Raw genomic sequence first — 18,399 nt, 5'->3', positions numbered from 1 at the left:
GACCCCGTACCGATCGGCGCCTAGGTTGTCAGTGCGGCCCGGTGGCCCACCATGAGCGGCCGACCGTCCCATGCCCCCTCATGCCCCCCATGCCCCATGCCCCCGTGGCACCTATGGCATCAAGGAGATCCGACATGTTGCGACGCCGCATCGGAGGTCCGAGTGGTCCCGAGGTCAGCGCACTCTGCCTGGGGGCGCTGCCCTTCGGCAGCACCGTCGACGAGCGCACCTCCTTCGCCATCCTCGACCGTTTCGTCGAGGCCGGCGGGAACCTCATCGACACCTCCAACAACTACGTCTTCTGGCTTCCGGGAAGCACGGGAGACGAGAGCGAGTCCACGATCGGCCGCTGGCTGGCCGACCGGAAGCTGTACGAGGAGGTGGTGATCTCCACGAAGTTCGGCGGGCGCCCCACCGTTCCCGGGACCGGACTGGAGACGGCCGAGGGCCTGTCCGCGCCCGTGGTACGCAAGGCCGCGCAGGAGAGCCTGCGCCGCCTGGGCACGGACCGTATCGACCTGTACTGGTCGCACGTCGAAGACCGGACCGTCCCACTGGAGGAGACCCTCGGCGCCCTGAACGAGCTGGTCTCCGACGGCCGGGTGGGGGTGCTGGGCGCCTCCAACCATCCGGCCTGGCGCGTCGAGCAGGCCCGTGCCGTCGCCCAGGACAACGGCTGGGCGAGCTACAGCTGTGTGCAGCAGCGATATTCCTACCTCCAGCCGCGGTTCGACGTCGCCCTGCCCGAAGGGGGTCACGTCCATGTGACGCCGGAGATGCTGGACTACGTGCGCAGCGAGCAGGATCTGACGCTCATGGCTTATTCCACCCTCCTGTTCGGCGCCTATACACGGGGTGACAAACCGCTGTCGCCTGCCTACGACCACCCGGGCACCGCACCGCGACTGGCGGTTCTGCGCGAGGTGGCATCCGAGCTGGATGCCACGCCCCACCAGGTGGTGCTGGCCTGGCTGCTGCACGGCACCCCTCCGGTGATCCCCATTGCGGGCGTCAGTTCCGTCGAGCAACTCGATGAGCTCCTTGCGGCTGTGGACCTGCGTCTGGAGCCCGACCAGCGAGCGCGCCTCGACCAGGCCTGACGGCCGCCCCGCCGCCGGCTTTCGGAAGTGTCCGAAAACCGGAGCGTCCTGACGGAAGGTTTGTCCGGGTATTCCCTTCTCCGCGTACCCCGGTCGCACCGGGCCTTCGGTACGACCGAGGGGAAGAACCCGCCGGCCAACGGGAATCGCGGCCTGACGTCGCGGTCGGCTCGACGGCGGACGGTGCCGTCCCGGGCCGTCCGCGAACGGGGAACGGGGTCATGTACCCGATCCGGCGGCTCGCGCCCTCGTGCGCCGGCGCACCGACACCGTCGCCTTCGTCGTCGCCTTCGCCGTCGCCGTCGCCGTCGAGCAGGATCGGGTCTTCCGGGAGGAACCCTGCTTCTCGGCCGTCGTGCGGGGCGCCACCGCGGGTCTCGCGGACAGGGGAATCCCACTGCTGCCGGCCATCGCCCAGTCCCAGCGGGACCGCGACCGGCTGACCGCGTTCCTCAGGGCCCGCCACGTCGACGGGCCCTGCTCAGTTCATTCCGGGGCGAGGACCCGCTGCCCGCTGAAATCGAACGGTTCGGGACGTCCACCGTGCTGGTGGACCGCCCCACCGGCTACGTCCCCGACCGGTCCGTCGACGTCGACGACGCTGAAGGCGCCCGGCTGACGGTCCGGCACCTCGTCGAGCAGGGGCGACGCCGTATCGCGACCATCACCGGCCCCCGGACCTCCAGGCCGGGGCGGACCGCCGTACCGGCTTCCACGACGTACTCCGGGAGAGCGGGCTGTACCCCCTGGCAGAGGCGCACGGCAACTCCACGCGTGCTTCCGGATCGCGGGGGCGTACGACCTGCCGCTGCCGGACACCTCTGTGGGCGCCTACCGAGCCGACCAGGTGTTCCACGAACCGGCCGAGCCAGAGGGAGCGTCGGCAGAGACCCGCAGGGTTCTCGCGCCCGAAGGGCGGATCACGCTGATCGGCCGGGACTGGGACACCATCGTCATCGACTCCGACGATCCGGCCCTCCCCCGCGCCGTCGTGCACGCCCGCGCGAGCCTGATCGCCGGCCCGCGCTCCGCCCGCCGGTACCGCAGCCCTCTCCTGGACACCGGCTTCGACGACGTGACGGTCGAGGTGCACACCGGGGTGTGCACCGGACCGGCGATGTCGCCCTTGCTCACCGGACTGGTCGAGGGAGCCTGCTCCGCCGGCGCCGTCACGCGCAAGCAGGCGGGTGGCCGGCTCACCGAGCAGCGGGCACGGGCCAGGGCCGACCGGCTCTTCCTGGCGCTGCCGGTGTTCGTGGCCGCGGCGACCACAGCACGGTAGGGGGAGGCGTATCAGAGCCTCCATCAGCCCCGGAGCGGTTCATCGTCCTCGGTGGCGTGTTCGATGGGCTCAGGCTCAGCTGTTGGGGCGCTTGCCGTGGTTGGCCTTCTTCTTCTTACGGCCGCGTCGTTTGTTGGCTCGCTTGGCCATGGCTCACATCTCCCTGATCGGGGCTCTTCCTGGCGTCGCCAGTCTAGGGTTCGGCCCCGGTTGTCCGCATCAGCGGCGCGGCGGCCCTTACGGGACGGGGCGCGCCCCGCGCGGTGGCGCCGTTCACTCGCCGTCGGCGGTGGGCTCGTCCTCCTGTCGTTCGCTGTCCGGTCCCTGGGCCCGCACCCGTTGGACGTGTTCCAGGGACTCACGCAGTTCGGTGAGCCAGTCGTCGGTGTGCCTCTGGACCAGGCGCACGCACCAGGCCAGCGCCTCGCTGCGGCTGCGGGCCACCCCGCCGGCGATCAACGTGTCCAGGACCTGGCGCTCCGGCTGGCGCAGCCGGGTCATGACGGGTGCGGCGACATGGGTGAACAGGGCGCGCCGCCCGTCGCACTCCACTCCCCAGGAGACCTTCCGGCCGAAGCGGTGCTCCGCGTCCCGGGCGACCGTGATCCGGGCGTCCCGGGTGCGTTCCCGGAACTCCTGGATCCGGCCCTCGATCGCCGCTTCCCGCTCGGCCGGAGAGGCGTCCTCTACCGGCCGGGGTCCGGGAATGCGTCCGATCACCGTGATCTCCTCGCGGTCGACCGTCACCTCGGCCAGTTCCTCGAAGAGATCGTCGGGGAGCCGGCCGCTGAACCAGCCCCTCAGTTGCTCTCGCTGCTGTGCCGTAATCATGTAATGACGATTACTCGACATTTTCATGAACACAAGGGAGGGCGGAACGGTCCGCCGACAGCGCAATCGGAATGCTCCAGGCCCGTTACCGACCTCGCGTGCGTGGTGTCGTCGGAGAGCCCGCGCCGACCCGGGGCGGGCGCGGTCCGGGGTGCTCGTGGGCGGCCTCGGGGGCCCGACGCCGGCGTCGCGGCGGTCGGGGGCCGTGCGTGCCACGATGCTGGCATGCGGGTCGTCGTGGTGGGTGCGGGGCAGGTCGGTCACACCGTGGTGAAGTCGCTCGCCGAGACGCACGAGTGCACGGTGATCGACATCGACCAGGCGCGCCTGGAGGCCGTGTCGCACGCCTACGACGTGCGGATCGCGCACGGCAGCGGCACCTGGCGCGAGACGCTCCTCGAAGCCGGGGTGGCCGACGCCGAGCTCGTCCTGGCGTGCACGTCGCGGGACGAGGTCAACCTGGTGACCGCGATGCTGTCCCGCCGGCTGTCGTCGGCGCGGACGGTCGTACGGGCCACCGGGACGGACTACCTGGAAGCCTGGCGTGCGGGTGATCTCGACGTGGACCTCCTCGTCTCGACGGCGTTCGAGACCGCGAGCGCCGTCGCGCGCGTCCTCCACGTGCCGGGTGCGCGGCACGTGGACTTCTTCGCCGGCGGCGAGGTGGTCGTGCTCGGCGTCGACATCCACGAGGCGGGGCCGCCGCGGTTCGCCGGCCGCCGTCTGCGTGATGCGGGCCTGCCCGAGGCGTCGCGGGTGGTCGCCGTCGTGCGCGAGGGGAAGTGGATCAGACCGACCGCGCACGAGGTGGCGCGGCCCGGCGACTGGGTGATCGTGATGGCGTCGCTCGCGGCGGCGCGCGCGTGGAGCCGGCTGGTCACCGGGGCCGATCCCGTCGATGACGTCGCGCTCTTCGGCGCCGGGCGCATGGGGACGGCCATCGCCCGGGTCCTGCTCGACAAGGGGGTCTCCGTGCGGCTGATCGAGCCGGACGCGGCCCGGTCGAGTGCGGCCGCGGCCGCACTCGACCGGGCACGGGTGTTCCACGCCACGGGCCTCGACCCGGCGTTCCTGCGCCGTGAGCGCGTCAGCGCGGCGGGATTCGGCGAGGTCGGCCCGTTCGGCTCCTACGCGCCGCTCGGTCACCTGTCGAAGGCGATCCTCACCGCTCTCATGCTCCTCGGCCGTATCGAGATCGTCCCCCTGGCGGTACTGCTCCGCCGCAGCTACTGGCACGCGTAGGCGGCAGGGCCGCCCGCCTCCACGCCTCAGGCGGGGACCGGCACGGTCACTTGCCCGCGTCTTCGGCGAGGGTGTGGGCGACGAGGGCGTTGGCGTGGCCGTGGCCGAGGCCGTGTTCCGCCTTGAGCCAGTGGACGAGCTCCATGTGCTGGGTGAGCGGGGAGGTGCGGATGAGGTCCTTCCACTCGGCGACCGGGCGGCCGTACTTCTTCTCGATGGAGGGGAAGTAGCCGGCGGGACCCTTCACTGCGCTGGTCATGGGATGCCCGTTTCCTTTCTGATCCGGATGCTCCGGGTGGTCTCAATGGTGTCCGCCGGAGCGGCGGGCGGCTAGCGGTTTGCCGGGGTGACGGCCAGACGGGGTGTCGGGGTGGCGGCCAGGCGGGCCGTCACCGCGGCCAGCCACAGCAGGCCGAGGCCCGCCCCCGCGGTGAAGGCCGGCACGAAGGCGGCGGAGGCCGTGAAGCCGGCCAGGACGGCCACCGGCACGAGGCGTGAGGCGCGGGCCCAGCCGTGGTGGCCCCTGGCGGCGAGCGGGCGGGCCAGAACGACGAACGCCGCGCACAGGGCGAGGTAGCCGACCGTCCCGGCCGCCATGTGCGCGGCACCGTGCCCGCTCAGCGTGGCCGTGTCGGGCGCACCGGCGGGGAAACCGGCCCCCGCGTCGGCCGGGAAGATCGCGGCGGCCCAGAACGAGGCACCGAACACCCCGACCAGGACCGGCCCCCAGGTGCCGCCCGTACCGCCCCGCAGCGCCCGGCGCAGACCGGTCGCCCCCACGATCAGCAGCACTCCGGTGAGCAGGAAGTTCACCGTCTGGATCCAGCCCGCCTCACCGAGGGCGAGCTGGCTGATGGCGTTGCGGGTGAAGTCGAAGCCGTCCCGTGCCAGGCCCTGGGCGACGCCGAGCGCGAGGAACAGGGGGCCCGCCACCGCGCCGCCGGTCAGAGCCCGCCGTGCCGCCGGTCGTGCCGCGGACGTGACGGAAGCGGGGTGCCGGGTCGCGCTGAGCGTGTGAGTCATGGTCGGGCCTTCCCCGTGCCGGTGTGGTCGTGGTCGCTCGTATGACCGACGGCACGGGGAGAAGTCATCGCCGCACACGATGTGCGCCGGGTCACATGCTCCCGGGTGCCCGGGCGGCGCGGGTGCGCGCGGGACGAGCGGGACGAGCGGGCTGCGGTCTCGGCGATCGCCGGCTGCGCCCGGGGAGTGGACCCGTGGGCTTGACAGCCCACCTATCGATTGTCGATAGTATCGAAAATCGATATGCCGGTGGCGGGCGGACGGGGGAAGCATGCGTACGAAGTTCTGGTGGAGCCGGGCCGACGACCGGCTGCTGGGGGCGGTCCTGGGGCTGGCCGCTCTGCTGGTCGGCGTCTTCGGGGTGCTGGCCCCGGCCCTCGGGGTGGTCGGCCTCATCGACCCGGTGGACACCCGCGAGGTCGAGACCGGGAGCACGGCCTCGGTCTCGGGCGCCGTGACCGAGGCGGCGGCGGGCCACGGCATGACGCTCACCGGTACCCACCGGGCCGACCTCGTTTTCACCGACCCCGACCTGGGCCGGCGCCTGCTGCTCGCCCTGCCGGAGTTCGTCGGCAGCCTGCTCCTGCTCCTCGTCCTGGCCCTCCTCCTCCAGATCGCCAGGACCCTGCACGGCGGCGACGTCTTCGTGCCGAGGAACGCCCGACGCCTGAGCGTCATAGGGATCGTGGTGCTGGTGCAGGGCGTCTTCTCCCCGATGCTGCTGTCGCTCACCACACAGGCGCTGGTGAGCGGCACCCCCCTGGCCGACCTGATCCCCTTCTCGGCCACCTTCTCCGGCGAGTACGTCCTGCTCGCCTTCCTCGTCCTGGCCCTGAGCGAGGTCTTCCGCCGCGGCACGAAGCTGCGGGCCGACACCGAGGGGCTGGTCTGATGCCGCCGGAGGAGGAACACCGGGTCCGAGTCCACCTGGACCGGCTGCTGGCCGACCGCGGCATGACCCTGTCCGAACTGGCGGCCAGGGTCGGGGTGACGGTGGTCAACCTCTCCGTCCTGAAGAACGACCGGGCGAAGGCGATCCGCTTCTCCACCCTCACCGCGATCTGCCGCGAACTGAACTGCCAGCCCGGCGACCTGCTCAGCGTCCGCGAGGACTGAACCCGGTGGTCGGCTCCGCCGGTCACGGAGCCTTCGGCGACCGGTGACCGGTGACCGGTGACCGAAGACCGGAGCCCGGCAACCAAGGCGCACCGCAGCAGACGCGTGTCGTGGCCCCGGCGTCCGGCTTCTGCGAGGAGGTCCTCGAGCGGGGAACGGAAAACCGTGTGGTCGTCGTAGTGGACGGACAGCGCCCGACGCAGGCGCGGCAGGTCGAGCAGGTCGAGCAGGTCGGCGCCCGGTTCGGTCACCCGGCGCGAGACCAGCCCGTGGCCGAGGCGGGCCGGACCTCCGGGCCGGAGGGAAAGCCGGTTCCCACTCCGCGCGCAAGGCCCCCGGAAAGCGCCGTTCCTTCCCCCGTGGCGGGTGAGGCACGGGGCGCGCGCTTCGGGTGCGATGGACGGAGCGGCGGGCGTCGGCCGCTGCCCGGCCGGCCAGCCCCACCGGTGTCCCGGGCCGACTCGGTGAGGTGGACGGTGTGGAGCACTGGCGGGTCCTGATCGTTCTCGGTACGGCCCGGTTCCTGATGGTCCTGGTCACCTCCGTCATGAACGTGTCCGTCAGCCGGCTGGTCGAGGACGTCGACACCGAGGTCACCGCCCTCCAGGCCGTCATCACGTGGTACGCACCGGTCATGGCGGCGTTCATGATCATCGGCGGCGTCGCTCTCGCCGGTTTCCTGGTCACACCGCATCTGCCGACCGCCCCGGGCCGCCGTCCGCGGCAGCCGGACACCGGTGCCCCGGCCGAGGCGACCGGCCCGACGCGCTGAGACCGAGGCCGACACCGAGGGAGCCAGGCGTGCCCAGAATCAGGGCCAGAACCAGGGCCGGCCCGGCCACGGACCGGCGGGTGCGCCGCGCCGAGCGCCGGGCCCACGCGGACTACACGGGTGCCGTCTACGGCTCCATGCTCGCGGCCTCGGTGGTGCTCGGCGCCGGCTCGCTGGGCTCGTTCCCCCGCGCCGAGCTGGTGCTGCTGCTGGTGCTCACCGGTGTGGTGTTCTGGATCGCGCACGTGCACGCCCAGTTGTTCGGGGCTCGGCTGGCGCAGCGGGCTCCGGACCGCCGGCTGGTGCTGCGCGTGTGCCGTGACGAGTCGCCGATCGTCAAGGCCGCCTTCCCGCCGGCCGCCGCGGTGGCCGTCAGCCCGCTGCTGGGCCTGGACGTGCGGGGCGCCCTCTGGCTGGCCCTCTCCGTCGCCGTGGCCGGGCAGGTGGGCTGGTCCGTGGCCGCGGCGCACCGCGCCGGTGCTTCCCGGCGGCTGATGGCCGCCACCGCGTCGGTCAATCTGCTGATCGGCCTGCTGATCGTCTCCTTCAAGATCGTCCTGAAGCACTGAGGAAGCACTGAGGTCGCACCGAGGACACGCGGGCCCGGGGTGTCGGCCACCGGGTGGAGGGCCCCTGCACCGGGTGCCGGATCACCCCCGGTGGGTGATCCGGCACCGGGTGACCGGCGTGACCCTGGATCCGTCAGGTCCTCGCACACCGCCACGCGAGGAGGAGGAGCCATGTCCATGCCGCGTGGTCCGGCATCGCACACCGGGCCGGAACGCCGTCCCGACCGCGTGCCCTTCGATCCGATGGGCGATCCCACCCACGCACTCGCACGGCTCGGCCGTTCCTGGACCTGGCTCCTGGGCTCGGCCGTCACGACGCTGGTGCCCGGCGTCCTGGTACTGGTCTGGCCGGAGGCGACCCTGCACGTCCTGGCCGTCCTCCTCGGCCTGTACCTCCTGGTGACCGGGGCGTTCCGGTTCGTGGCCGTCTTCGCCCGGGAGGGGCACGAACGGCTCCCGGGGCTGCTCCTGGCCGTGCTGTACGTCCTGACCGGGGTGCTGTGCCTGCGGAACCCGCTGCAGACGATCGCCGCGCTCTCCCTGATCGTCGGGGTGGTCTGGCTCGTCTCCGGCGTGCTGACCCTCTACACGGCCCTCGCCACCCCGGACCTGCCGCACCGCGGCGTCGTCCTGGGCACGGCCGTGCTCGCCGTCGTCGCGGGGATCGTGGTCCTCGCCCTGCCGGTCGAATCGGCCCGCGCCCTGACCCGGTTGCTCGGCCTGTGGCTCGTCCTGCTCGGCCTGGCCGAGGTGGTGGTCGCCTTCGCGTGGCGGGCCGCGCTCCGAAGGACGCACTCCGCGGAGCCGTACCCACCCGTCCCGGCGGTCTGACACCACGGCCGCCGCGGAGGAACACCCATGAACCCGGCCACGGCCCCGGACCCGCCCGGTGACCGGGAGCACGAGGAGAGGGGCCGACAGGTGGAACGGCGCAGAGGTGGTACGAGCGGACCGGGCGGGTCCAGGGCCCCGGCCGCACTCGAAGGCGGGGCCGGACGGGCCCGCCTCGCCCTGCTCGCCCTCCTGGGAAGCATCCTGGTGCCGCTCGTCGCCGCCGGTCTGCGGAGCGTGCTGTGGGTCCTGGTCGGCGTCGCGGGGCTCGCGCTCGCCGCCGTCGGCGTGTGGTGGGCCCTGGCCCACACGGGTGTGCTCCGTGTCCTCGGGGCGGTCCTGTCGGTGGCCGCGCCGGTCACCGTGTTCGCCCTGTACGCCGCGTTCGGCCTGCTGGGACCGGCCCTGGTGTCCCTGGCCCTGTGGGCGCTGGCCGTCACGACGGCGCGTACGGCCCCGACACCGGATCACCCCACCTCCGAACAGGCGGTCATCGAGGCGCCCCACACCCCCTGGGTGCTCATGAACCCGTACTCCGGGGGCGGCAAGGTGGGCCGTTTCCAACTGGTGGAGAAGGCCCGGGCGGCGGGCTGCCGGGTGGCCCTGCTCGACGCGGGCCAGGACGTCGTCGAGCTGGCCCGGCAGGCCGTCGCCGAGGGAGCCGATCTGCTGGCGGTGGCGGGCGGCGACGGCACCCAGGCCCTGGTCGCCGAGGTCGCGGCACGCCACGACCTGCCGTTCGTGGTGATCCCCGCGGGCACCCGCAACCACTTCGCCCTCGATCTCGGCCTCGACCGCGACGATCCGGCCGCCGCCCTGCGGGCCCTGGGGGACGGCGTCGAACTCCGCGTCGACCTCGGGTACGCCGCGGACCGGGTCTTCGTCAACAACGCCTCGTTCGGGACGTACGCGTCCGTCGTCACCGACCCCGCGTACCGGGACGCCAAGGCCCGTACGACCCTGCGCGCCCTTCCCGGCCTCCTCACCGGCGAGGAGGCGCTCAGGCTGCGGGTACGGACCGGCCGGACCCGCGTCGACGGGCTCCAGGCCCTGCTCGTCAGCAACAACCCCTACGGACGTGCCGTGGACGCGGCCCGTCCGGGGCGCAGGGAGCGGCTGGACTCGGGGCTCCTCGGCCTGGTGTGCGTGCGGGTCGGCAGCACCGCCGAGGCCGCGCGCATCGTGCGCGGTCCGCGCTCCGGGGGGCTCGTCCGGCTGTCCGCCGAAGAGGTCGTCGTCGAGGCCGGCACGGACACCCTCCCGGTCGGCATCGACGGAGAGCACGTCGTCCTGCCGTCACCCGTGGTGTGCCGCAGCGCGCCCGGTGCGCTCCGGGTCCGCGTGCCGCGCGACCGCCCGCACGCACGGCGGGGCAGCGGCGCGGCGGCCGACTGGCCGCGCGTGGCACGGTCGGCGCTGGGCCGTCCGGTCCCGGTGGCGGCTCCCCGCCGGGGACGGCGGGGAGCCCGGACCGCCGGGTGGAGGTCCGGGGCGGCTACCGGGGGGCGACCGCGTCCTCGGTACTTCTCGGGCGCCTCCGCTCCCGGACCAACGCGATCGTGATCACCAGCACGGCCACCAGCATGGAGAGCAGCACCTGGCTCCGTCCGCCGCCCTCCCTGCCGTCGGTGAGCATGTAGACGAGCACGAACGAGATCATCCCGATCGCCACCCATGTCAGGTACGGGAACAGCCACATCCGGACGACGAGCTTCTCCGGGCTCTCGCGCAGGATGATCCCCCGCATCCGCAGCTGCGAGAAGCAGATGACCAGCCACACGAAGAGCGCGACCGTGCCCGAGGAGTTCAGCAGGAACTGGAACACCGTGTCCGGCCACAGGTAGTTGAAGGCGACCGCCACGAAGCCGAAGGCCACGGAAGCCAGGATCGCGGCCTGTGGGACACCTTGTGCGTTGGTCCGTACGAAGGACCGCGGGGCGTCGCCGCGTTGGCCCAGGGAGAAGGCCATCCGGGAGGCGGTGTAGAGGCCGGAGTTGAGGCAGGACAGCACGGCGGTCAGCACGATGAAGTTCATGATCTCGCCGGCGTGCGGGATGCCGATGGAGTTCAGTGCCGCGACGTACGACCCCTTCTCCTGGATCGCGGGATCGTTCCAGGGCAGCAGGGAGACCACCACGAGGATCGAGCCGACGTAGAAGATGCCGACCCGCCAGATCACGCTCCTGGTGGCCTTCGCGACGGCCCGCTGCGCGTCCGGGGACTCGGCGGCGGCGAGGGTGACGATCTCGCTGCCCATGAAGGAGAAGACGACCAGCAGGATGCCGGTGAGGATCGCTCCGGGCCCGTGCGGCAGGAAGCCGCCGTGTGCGGTGAGGTTGGCGAAGCCCGTGGTGGCGTGGTCGGAGCCGGGCAGCACACCGAAGACCGCCAGGCCGCCGAGGACGATGAAGCCCGCGATGGCGACGACCTTGATGCCCGCGAACCAGAACTCGAACTCGCCGAAGGAGCCGACCGAGAGCAGGTTCGTGGCGGTGAGGACCACCATCACGATCAGTGCCCAGGCCCACTGCGGTACGGCCGGCACCCACCCTTCCAGGATCACGGCGGCCGCGGTCGCCTCCACGGCGAGCACGACGACCCAGAAGAACCAGTACAGCCAGCCGATCGAGAACCCGGCCCAGCGGCCCAGCGCCCGGTCCGCGTAGGCGGAGAAGGAGCCGGAGCTCGGGTTGGCCGCAGCCATCTCGCCGAGCATCCGCATCACCAGGACGACCAGGGCTCCGACCAGCGCGTACGACAGCAGGATGCCGGGCCCGGCGGCGGCGATACCGGAGGCGGAGCCCACGAAGAGGCCGGCGCCGATCACACCGCCGATGGCGATCATGGACAGATGGCGGTTCTTGAGACCGGCCTTCAGACCCGACTGCTCCGGGGGCGGGTCACCGGCCGGTGGAGTGGTGGCCGTGGCCAGGGAGTCAGGGGCGCGTGCAGTCATGTCGACATCCGTCCAAAGTGGGGTTGGGGAGTCTTGCCGGAAGTGGCCGCCGTGTTCACCGGGCCACCGGTCTCCGATCACCGGCGATCCGGATCTCCGGATACCCCGTGATCGGCGGGAACGAGCAGACCGGTTCGGGAACGAGCAGGCCGGTTCGGCAACGGGTCGGCCGTGACCCTGGAAGTTCTCGAAACCGTTCACTATGTGGGGGGTGGTGTTCGATATACGGATGCGGTGTCGATGATGGGGTCGTCATCGCACGTCGGCGCTGTGCTCCGTCTCCTCGTGAGAGGCGGTGCGAGAGCCGGTCCGCATCACTCGCGGAGATGAATTCGCGCAAGCGTATGGGGGGCCGTGAGGCGATGTGTTTGTACGGCTCGACGAACCCGACCCCGATCGGCTGTACGACCGGCCAATGCGGAAGGAGGCGGGATCAGGCGGTGGGCGGCGACAGCCGCAGCTGGAGCATGGCGAGCAGACGCTGGTCAGGACGGCTCAGTTCGAGACCGGTCAGCTCCTCGGCCCGGCGAATGCGGTAGCGCAGCGTGTTGGGGTGCACATACAGCTGGGCGGCGGCGGCCCGTACGTCGCCGAAGGAATTCAGATAGGTCAGGACGGTCTCCGCCAGGCGGCCCTGGTTGCGGCTGTCGTGCTCGAGGAGGGCGGTCAGCCGTGGATCCCGTATCTCGGGATGGACGGAGAGCAGCGTCAGCAGCTCACTGACCAGCACTTCCGCCTGGATGTCCGGCAGTGCGGCGACCGCGGTGGGGACGTCGGTCCCCAGCATGGCGTCGAGGATGCGGTCGGCCTCCCGGCGTGACTCCGGGACGTCCCCGAGCCCGGACACCACGCAACCGACCGAGCCGCGCAGGGGCAGGTCCAGATGGCGGCCTGCGGCGTCGGTGATCTCCTGGCCCCAGCCGCGCAACGTGTCCACGTCGATGCTGCGCGGCAACTGGGGCAGGAGCACATAGATGCGGGAGTCGGCCTGCGTGACCAGCGCACTGCGATGCCGGGCGGCCATGTGCACGGAGATCAGGCTGGTGACCTCGGCGTGGGTCAGTTCCGGGGCGGCGACGACATCCGCGGTCTCGTACGAGAAGCCCAGGACGGCGGCCGGGCGGGCCGCGTCGAATCCCAGGTGGGTGGCCAGCGGCTGGGGCCCGGTGTTCCCGTCCAGCAGTCCGGCCAGCAGGGTCCGGGTGAACGTCAGTCCCTCCGAGAGCTCCCGGCGGCGGCGCACCAGGTGGAGCGTGGCGACCCGGGCCGCACCCAGCAGTGCCCGGTCCGAGTGTTCGGACAGGGGCGTCGAGCCCTCCTGCACCCAGATGGTCCCCAGTTGCCGGCCCCCGGACCGCACGGCCACCGCGAGCCGACGGCGGATCCCCAGCTCGGGGTGGCTGTCGATACTGATCACCTCGTCGCTGGAGTGCAGGTTCTGGAACACGCCCCACTCGCGCAGCTTCGCCAGGTACGGCTCCGGCCCCTGCCAGCCGAGGATGGAGCGCCGCCGCAGGTCGTCGATCTCGTCGGAGTCGGTGGAGCGGGAGTACGCCAGCACCCGGTGGGCGGCGTCCTCGATGCTGACGATGCCGTTGGTGAGGATGGCGGTGGTCTGCGCGAGCGAGAACAGGTCGCCCTCCTCGGCCCCTTCGCCCGGGAGGCCCGGCGGCACGTCGTCGAGGGCGGCGCGGGCCAGCGTGTTCACCTGTTCCCAGCGCGCTTCGCCGCGCAGCGAGAGCAGGGCGACCCCGGCCTCGGCGGCGGTCTCGCTGAGGGCCGCGGCCTGGCCGGGGCCGTCCAGTTTGACCACGACGCCGGCGGCTCCGTCGCGCCCGGCGGCCCGCAGCGCGGGATAGGCGGCCCGGCCGCGGGCACCGATGACGAGAACCAGTTCGCCCGGCCGGGTGACCGGCGGGTCCTCGGGGTCGAGCAGGGCGACGCTGCGGATCTCGACGTCCAGTCCGGCGGGAGCCGCCTGCACCTCCAACAGCGCATCACCCAGTGCCATCAGCAACTCGCGCAGGCTGATGCTCGCTGTGGGGGGAGGTACCGCGTCCGAACCTATGGTCATCGCCTCTGCCGGGGGCCGTGCCGAGCGCGATGCTATCCGCTCGGCACCGGGGGACCGCACCGGGTGTGTGCGGACCGCGGCGCGTGCGGACCGCGGCGCGTGCGACGGCACGATGCCTTCCGGGCCGTCGCACGCGCACGGGACACGTGGGACGCGGTCGGGCCGCTCACCGCATCCGCCCGAGCGTGAGCGATGCCGGTGACCACACCGCCCCGTGTGCCCCGGAGCCTCGCTGTCGTTTCCCCGCTTCCGGCAAGACGCCGGGAACCGGGCCGGGGCTCAGGGCCTGTCCGGCGGAGCGAGTCGGAGGACGTCGACGGCGCCTTGCTCGAAGACACGGTCGAAGTCGTCCTCGCGCCGGCTCTCGCTGTCCAGGGGTACGCGGCCACCGGCCGATGTTGCGCCCGGCGCGCGGCCCGGTCCGAGCGCGGCGGTGCGCCGACCGGGCGTGCCGGGCAGGCAGGCCCGCCCTCCTGACCCGCTGACGCCCTCGTGCGGTGTGCGTCGCCCCCCGGCCCCGACCCGGCTGGGCATGGTCCTCCGTCCACGTGGCGGCCGGGGGCGTCCGTGTGCACCTCGGCGGACATCCGGCTCAGCGGCACCGCGTGCGCGTCCGGCCCACCGAGCAGTGCCGCGGCGACCGTCCCGTCGCACGCGAGACGCACGCCCGCCGACCGGACGTCGATCCGGTGGGCGATCGCCCCGAGCGGAACCGGTCCTCCGTCCCCTCCCGGGCCCCCGACGGGCACGGACCGGGAGCCGGCACCGCCAGAGTTCTGGAGCGGTTCGTACGGCGGCCGGTCGCTTGCTCCGAGGGGGCGGGTGCAGCGGAACAGTCCGTGGCCGACTGCCGGCGGAGGTGGAAATTCAAGGATCGCCAAGGTCCGGACACCATGATATCTGCACCCACGGGATGAGAGTTTGACGGAACGTGCGGACAGTTTCCTTACAGCAGCGAACAGAGCGGAATTATTCGCCGCGCACAGGCCGCCACAACGTGCTACTGTCAATCGCAGTTGCAGTTGTGGTTCCCGAATTCCAAGTTCTTCTCAGGCGGCTTCCGTGCCACTGGAAACATCTTTGGCACCGGTCTTTTTCCGGGCGGGTCGATCATCGCGGCGACACGGCGCCCGTGCAGTGCGGATGCCGATTCACTGCCCCGAAGGAGACAAGACATGGCTACTGGCACCGTGAAGTGGTTCAACGCGGAAAAGGGCTTCGGCTTCATCGAGCAGGACGGCGGCGGCCCCGACGTCTTCGCCCACTACTCGAACATCGCCGCCCAGGGCTTCCGCGAGCTCCAGGAGGGCCAGAAGGTGAGCTTCGACATCGCGCAGGGGCAGAAGGGCCCGACGGCCGAGAACATCGTCCCCGCCTGACACCGGCGCACACTTCGTAGCTGGGGCCCGCATCCTTCGGGGTGCGGGCCCCAGCTGCATGCACGTCCCGCAGTGGTTTCGCCTGCGGGACGACCGCGGGGAATCCACAGACCTACACAAAAGGATTCCCTTTCGGGAATGCCAGAGCATCTCCCGTGCATCATGTTTTGGCGCACGATTCATTTTCGCGCCCCACTCGGCCCGTTCTTGCAATTCTCCATGCCGCTCACCGCTGCGGGAATTCCTTGATATGTGCCGCATCAAGGAAGGTTCCGCATGAACCGCACACGCACGAACGACCGCTTCGCCCGCACCCGGAACGGCAGCGCCGTCCCCGGGAAGAACGGCAGACAGTTCGGCTCGTCGTCCCTGAGCCGCTCCGGCGGACCGGTGCGTTCCCACGGTCACAGCCGCCGCCCCGCCGCGTTCCAGGGGGAGTTCGCCCTCCCGAAGACGATCACCCCGGCGCTGCCCGCCGTGGCGGGCTTCGCCGATCTCGACATGCCCGCGGAGCTGCTGACCGCGCTCGGCGCGCAGGGCGTGACCGTACCGTTCCCGATCCAGGCCGCGACGCTGCCGAACTCGCTCGCCGGCCGTGACGTCCTCGGCCGGGGGCGCACCGGTTCCGGCAAGACCCTCGCCTTCGGGCTGGCCCTGCTGGCCCGTACGGCCGGGCGGCGCGCCGAGGCCCGGCAGCCGCTGGGGCTGATCCTCGTACCGACGCGTGAGCTGGCGCAGCAGGTCACCGACGCGCTCACGCCGTACGCCCGCGCGGTGAGGCTGCGCCTGGCGACGGTCGTGGGAGGGATGCCGATCAGCAGGCAGGCCGGCGCGCTGCGCCGCGGCGTCGAGCTCGTCGTCGCCACCCCCGGACGCCTCAAGGACCTCATCGAACGCGGCGACTGCCGACTGGACCAGGTGTCCGTCACCGTCCTCGACGAAGCGGACCAGATGGCCGACATGGGCTTCATGCCGCAGGTCACCGCCCTGCTCGACCAGGTCCGTCCCGAGGGGCAGCGCATGCTGTTCTCCGCCACGCTCGACCGCAACGTCGACCTCCTCGTGCGCCGCTACCTGAGCGACCCCGTCGTGCACTCCGTCGATCCGTCGGCCGGCGCGGTCACGACGATGGAGCACCACGTGCTCCACGTCCACGGCGCCGACAAGCACGCGGCCGTCACCGAGATCGCCGCACGCGACGGCCGCGTGATCATGTTCCTGGACACCAAGCACGCCGTGGACCGCCTCACCGAGCACTTCCTGAACAGCGGGGTGCGGGCCGCCTCCCTGCACGGGGGCAAGTCGCAGCCGCAGCGCACCCGTACGCTGACGCAGTTCAAGAACGGGCACGTCAACGTGCTGGTGGCGACCAACGTCGCCGCGCGCGGCATCCACGTCGACAGTCTCGACCTCGTCGTCAACGTCGACCCTCCGACCGACCACAAGGACTACCTCCACCGCGGCGGCCGCACGGCCCGCGCCGGCGAGTCCGGCAGCGTCGTCACCCTGGTCACCCCGAACCAGCGCCGCGCCATGACCCGCCTCATGGAAATGGCCGGCATCGTCCCGCAGACCACCCAGGTCCGCGCGGGCGCGGAGGCCCTGCACCGCATCACCGGCGCCCAGGCCCCCTCCGGCATCCCGGTCGTCATCACCGCACCGGTGACCGAACGCCCCCGGCGCGGCGCCACCTCACGCGGCCGGCGCCGCTCCGTGCCGGCGGCCCGGCGCGCGCCCGCACGGCGGTCCGTCTCCGACGCCGCCTAGACCCGTCCTGATCAGGAAGCTGACCCATCTCTGCAGGAGGCACCTCTTGACGCTGGTCCAGATGCATTCCCGCCCGACCGGCCCCGACGCCGTGCACAGGACGGCTGCCGATGCCGTGGACTCGGCCGGGCCTCAGGTCTGGGACGACATGACCGTCGAAGTGGCGCTGTCCCTCATGGCCGCCGCCCGCACGGGTCACCTCGTCGTCTGCGACGAGGACGGCCAGTACACCGACCTGGTCACCCAGGCCCGGCTCACCGCCGTGCGGGACAGTTCCGGCTACACCGACCGGATCCGCCTGCGCGACGTCTCCGACGCGACGACGGCGGGCCCTTCGCCCCGCCGCTGACCACGGTGGCCGAGGCCGAGCACGCGATGCGCCACCGGCGGCTCGGGGCCTTGCCCGTGGTCGACGAACACGATGACGCCCCGGGCGTCATCGCCCTCTCCCGCTGAACCGCCACATCACAGCCGGCCCCTTTCCCCTTCTCCTTGTGAGGCGTCATGCGTTGTGTCATCGCCCGCTTTCCGTTCGAGCTCACCAAGGACGGCGTGCTGGAATCGATGAAGGGCGTCAAGCCCGAGCCGGTCACCGGCGACTCCGTCGTCATCGGGCGCCGCCACTACCCCGCCAAGCAGGTCGGCCAGGTCGTCACCCGCCAGGACCGCCGCGATTTCAGCGGCGGCGAAGTCCTCAGGGCCATGACCCGGCTCGGCTTCACCTGCCGCACCGCCCCCGAGGCCGCAGAGGTCGCAGAGGTCGCAGAGGTCGCAGAGGTCGCAGAGGCGAGGATCGCCGACCCGCTCCAGCGGGCTTCCCTGATGCTCGGCGCCCCCATGTCCATCTGACCTGCGGGAGGGGCGGCCACCGCCCCGGCCCTGAGCAGGGCATGACGAGTACGGCCCGCACGGCCCCCGTCCGGGCTGACAAGTCCACGGGCACGCTTTTAGAGTGGTGGGCACGACCCCTGCCGGGCCTGCGGCACGCCTGTGCCGCAGCCACCTGCCGGCTCAGCCGGCATCTGGCGGAGGTGTCACCGTGCCGGACGACCGTCGGCCTTCTCGCTTCAGCGTCGACCTGTTCCCCGCCGCACGCGGATGGATCCGCGATGCCGCGTGCGTGGGCGAGGATCCCGAGCTCTTCTTCCCTCTGATCGAACGGGAAAGCGAGCCCCAGGTCGCTCGCGCCCGTGCGGTCTGCCATCGCTGCCGCGTACTGCTCGCCTGCCGCCGGTGGGCCGTCGAGCAGGGGGAGGACGTCGGCATCTGGGGTGCGACCACCGCCGCGCAGCGTCGCGCCATCCGCCGGAAACTGTTCGGCGGCCCGGCGGGACAAGCGACGGGGAAAACGGTTCGTACACGCCGGGAATGACCGCTTACAGCAGGGATGTCGGCCGAGCAGCGCAGCCCCGGGCCCTCCCGAAGGGGACTCGATCGCCGGTCCGATCGGCTGCCGG

The 18,399-nt window shown here is 72.0% G+C and carries 19 protein-coding genes and 2 pseudogenes; 15 read left to right on the top strand and 6 right to left on the bottom strand.

Annotated features, from left to right (window positions below; translation table 11 throughout):
• Positions 1 to 134 precede the first annotated feature (134 nt).
• From ACTWJ9_RS19030 to ACTWJ9_RS19020, 3 genes are all read left to right on the top strand, one after another.
• Positions 135 to 1,100 carry an aldo/keto reductase gene (locus ACTWJ9_RS19030; protein WP_279335437.1) on the top strand — a complete coding sequence of 322 codons (966 nt, stop codon included), beginning with the start codon at positions 135 to 137 and terminating at the stop codon, positions 1,098 to 1,100.
• A gap of 250 nt (positions 1,101 to 1,350) precedes the next feature.
• Entirely contained in the window at positions 1,351 to 1,719 is a 369-nt protein-coding gene (locus ACTWJ9_RS19025) for a hypothetical protein (RefSeq protein WP_443294488.1), read from the top strand.
• Positions 1,720 to 1,884: 165 nt separating this feature from the next.
• Complete coding sequence (locus tag ACTWJ9_RS19020) at positions 1,885 to 2,382, top strand: methyltransferase domain-containing protein (protein ID WP_341483717.1); 498 nt, start codon at positions 1,885 to 1,887, stop codon at positions 2,380 to 2,382.
• Between the two features lie 75 nt (positions 2,383 to 2,457).
• Here the strand turns inward: ACTWJ9_RS19020 and ACTWJ9_RS19015 are convergent, their stop codons facing one another.
• Positions 2,458 to 2,532: a 50S ribosomal protein bL37 gene (locus ACTWJ9_RS19015; protein WP_387042757.1), complete on the bottom strand. Its 75-nt coding sequence runs from the start codon at positions 2,530 to 2,532 to the stop codon at positions 2,458 to 2,460.
• 123 nt (positions 2,533 to 2,655) lie between these two features.
• Positions 2,656 to 3,213, bottom strand: coding sequence for a hypothetical protein (locus tag ACTWJ9_RS19010; protein ID WP_279335435.1), 558 nt, complete (start codon positions 3,211 to 3,213; stop codon positions 2,656 to 2,658).
• 225 nt (positions 3,214 to 3,438) lie between these two features.
• Between ACTWJ9_RS19010 and ACTWJ9_RS19005 the strand changes: the two genes are divergently transcribed.
• The gene (locus ACTWJ9_RS19005; protein ID WP_443294487.1) at positions 3,439 to 4,455 is read left to right on the top strand and encodes an NAD-binding protein; all 1,017 of its coding nucleotides are present in this window, start codon (positions 3,439 to 3,441) and stop codon (positions 4,453 to 4,455) included.
• A 46-nt stretch (positions 4,456 to 4,501) separates the two neighbouring features.
• Here the strand turns inward: ACTWJ9_RS19005 and ACTWJ9_RS19000 are convergent, their stop codons facing one another.
• Both ACTWJ9_RS19000 and ACTWJ9_RS18995 read right to left on the bottom strand, forming a co-directional pair.
• Positions 4,502 to 4,714: a DUF4287 domain-containing protein gene (locus tag ACTWJ9_RS19000; RefSeq protein ID WP_279335433.1), complete on the bottom strand. Its 213-nt coding sequence runs from the start codon at positions 4,712 to 4,714 to the stop codon at positions 4,502 to 4,504.
• A gap of 71 nt (positions 4,715 to 4,785) precedes the next feature.
• Positions 4,786 to 5,478, bottom strand: coding sequence for a DUF998 domain-containing protein (locus ACTWJ9_RS18995; protein ID WP_443294486.1), 693 nt, complete (start codon positions 5,476 to 5,478; stop codon positions 4,786 to 4,788).
• Positions 5,479 to 5,749: 271 nt separating this feature from the next.
• Between ACTWJ9_RS18995 and ACTWJ9_RS18990 the strand changes: the two genes are divergently transcribed.
• The 6 genes and pseudogenes from ACTWJ9_RS18990 to ACTWJ9_RS18965 all read left to right on the top strand — a co-directional run bounded on the left by ACTWJ9_RS18990 (position 5,750) and on the right by ACTWJ9_RS18965 (position 10,329).
• The gene (locus ACTWJ9_RS18990; protein WP_443294485.1) at positions 5,750 to 6,370 is read left to right on the top strand and encodes a DUF2975 domain-containing protein; all 621 of its coding nucleotides are present in this window, start codon (positions 5,750 to 5,752) and stop codon (positions 6,368 to 6,370) included.
• Complete coding sequence (locus ACTWJ9_RS18985) at positions 6,370 to 6,594, top strand: helix-turn-helix domain-containing protein (protein WP_279335430.1); 225 nt, start codon at positions 6,370 to 6,372, stop codon at positions 6,592 to 6,594. The genes ACTWJ9_RS18990 and ACTWJ9_RS18985 overlap by 1 nt, the downstream gene beginning before the upstream one ends.
• A gap of 478 nt (positions 6,595 to 7,072) precedes the next feature.
• A pseudogene (locus ACTWJ9_RS18980) lies at positions 7,073 to 7,255 on the top strand (MFS transporter); the annotation flags it as partial.
• A 140-nt stretch (positions 7,256 to 7,395) separates the two neighbouring features.
• Positions 7,396 to 7,935 carry a hypothetical protein gene (locus ACTWJ9_RS18975; RefSeq protein ID WP_387041121.1) on the top strand — a complete coding sequence of 180 codons (540 nt, stop codon included), beginning with the start codon at positions 7,396 to 7,398 and terminating at the stop codon, positions 7,933 to 7,935.
• Positions 7,936 to 8,106: 171 nt separating this feature from the next.
• Positions 8,107 to 8,766: an HdeD family acid-resistance protein gene (locus ACTWJ9_RS18970; protein ID WP_443294484.1), complete on the top strand. Its 660-nt coding sequence runs from the start codon at positions 8,107 to 8,109 to the stop codon at positions 8,764 to 8,766.
• A 27-nt stretch (positions 8,767 to 8,793) separates the two neighbouring features.
• Positions 8,794 to 10,329 carry a diacylglycerol/lipid kinase family protein gene (locus ACTWJ9_RS18965; protein ID WP_443294483.1) on the top strand — a complete coding sequence of 512 codons (1,536 nt, stop codon included), beginning with the start codon at positions 8,794 to 8,796 and terminating at the stop codon, positions 10,327 to 10,329.
• Here ACTWJ9_RS18965 and ACTWJ9_RS18960 read toward each other — a convergent pair.
• Positions 10,262 to 11,722 carry an amino acid permease gene (locus ACTWJ9_RS18960; RefSeq protein ID WP_443294482.1) on the bottom strand — a complete coding sequence of 487 codons (1,461 nt, stop codon included), beginning with the start codon at positions 11,720 to 11,722 and terminating at the stop codon, positions 10,262 to 10,264. The two genes, ACTWJ9_RS18965 and ACTWJ9_RS18960, sit on opposite strands and share 68 nt — an antisense overlap.
• Before the next feature lie 433 nt (positions 11,723 to 12,155).
• Entirely contained in the window at positions 12,156 to 13,796 is a 1,641-nt protein-coding gene (locus ACTWJ9_RS18955; protein ID WP_279335425.1) for a helix-turn-helix domain-containing protein, read from the bottom strand.
• 1,175 nt (positions 13,797 to 14,971) lie between these two features.
• Between ACTWJ9_RS18955 and ACTWJ9_RS18950 the strand changes: the two genes are divergently transcribed.
• From ACTWJ9_RS18950 to ACTWJ9_RS18930, 5 genes and pseudogenes are all read left to right on the top strand, one after another.
• Complete coding sequence (locus ACTWJ9_RS18950) at positions 14,972 to 15,175, top strand: cold-shock protein (protein ID WP_030939356.1); 204 nt, start codon at positions 14,972 to 14,974, stop codon at positions 15,173 to 15,175.
• A gap of 276 nt (positions 15,176 to 15,451) precedes the next feature.
• Positions 15,452 to 16,942 carry a DEAD/DEAH box helicase gene (locus tag ACTWJ9_RS18945; RefSeq protein WP_387040080.1) on the top strand — a complete coding sequence of 497 codons (1,491 nt, stop codon included), beginning with the start codon at positions 15,452 to 15,454 and terminating at the stop codon, positions 16,940 to 16,942.
• A 46-nt stretch (positions 16,943 to 16,988) separates the two neighbouring features.
• Positions 16,989 to 17,398, top strand: a pseudogene (locus ACTWJ9_RS18940) (CBS domain-containing protein).
• A 48-nt stretch (positions 17,399 to 17,446) separates the two neighbouring features.
• A complete protein-coding gene (locus ACTWJ9_RS18935) occupies positions 17,447 to 17,791 on the top strand; it encodes an SCO5918 family protein (RefSeq protein ID WP_443294481.1) in 345 nt (114 codons plus the stop codon).
• A gap of 190 nt (positions 17,792 to 17,981) precedes the next feature.
• Entirely contained in the window at positions 17,982 to 18,314 is a 333-nt protein-coding gene (locus ACTWJ9_RS18930) for a WhiB family transcriptional regulator (protein WP_279335422.1), read from the top strand.
• Positions 18,315 to 18,399: the final 85 nt, after the last annotated feature.

It is taken from the genome of Streptomyces sp. GDS52, assembly GCF_052246875.1.
GTDB classification, from domain to species: domain Bacteria; phylum Actinomycetota; class Actinomycetes; order Streptomycetales; family Streptomycetaceae; genus Streptomyces; species Streptomyces cathayae.
This window is presented reverse-complemented; position numbering and strand designations above follow the sequence as displayed.

Coding starts and splice junctions, on each gene's coding strand:
- ACTWJ9_RS19030 (WP_279335437.1), top strand. CDS start 135: ATGTTGCGACGCCGCATCGGAGGTCCGAGTGGTCCCGAGGTCAGCGCA.
- ACTWJ9_RS19010 (WP_279335435.1), bottom strand. CDS start 3,213: ATGATTACGGCACAGCAGCGAGAGCAACTGAGGGGCTGGTTCAGCGGC.
- ACTWJ9_RS19005 (WP_443294487.1), top strand. CDS start 3,439: ATGCGGGTCGTCGTGGTGGGTGCGGGGCAGGTCGGTCACACCGTGGTG.
- ACTWJ9_RS19000 (WP_279335433.1), bottom strand. CDS start 4,714: ATGACCAGCGCAGTGAAGGGTCCCGCCGGCTACTTCCCCTCCATCGAG.
- ACTWJ9_RS18995 (WP_443294486.1), bottom strand. CDS start 5,478: ATGACTCACACGCTCAGCGCGACCCGGCACCCCGCTTCCGTCACGTCC.
- ACTWJ9_RS18990 (WP_443294485.1), top strand. CDS start 5,750: ATGCGTACGAAGTTCTGGTGGAGCCGGGCCGACGACCGGCTGCTGGGG.
- ACTWJ9_RS18985 (WP_279335430.1), top strand. CDS start 6,370: ATGCCGCCGGAGGAGGAACACCGGGTCCGAGTCCACCTGGACCGGCTG.
- ACTWJ9_RS18970 (WP_443294484.1), top strand. CDS start 8,107: ATGTCCATGCCGCGTGGTCCGGCATCGCACACCGGGCCGGAACGCCGT.
- ACTWJ9_RS18965 (WP_443294483.1), top strand. CDS start 8,794: ATGAACCCGGCCACGGCCCCGGACCCGCCCGGTGACCGGGAGCACGAG.
- ACTWJ9_RS18960 (WP_443294482.1), bottom strand. CDS start 11,722: ATGACTGCACGCGCCCCTGACTCCCTGGCCACGGCCACCACTCCACCG.
- ACTWJ9_RS18955 (WP_279335425.1), bottom strand. CDS start 13,796: ATGACCATAGGTTCGGACGCGGTACCTCCCCCCACAGCGAGCATCAGC.
- ACTWJ9_RS18950 (WP_030939356.1), top strand. CDS start 14,972: ATGGCTACTGGCACCGTGAAGTGGTTCAACGCGGAAAAGGGCTTCGGC.
- ACTWJ9_RS18945 (WP_387040080.1), top strand. CDS start 15,452: ATGAACCGCACACGCACGAACGACCGCTTCGCCCGCACCCGGAACGGC.
- ACTWJ9_RS18935 (WP_443294481.1), top strand. CDS start 17,447: ATGCGTTGTGTCATCGCCCGCTTTCCGTTCGAGCTCACCAAGGACGGC.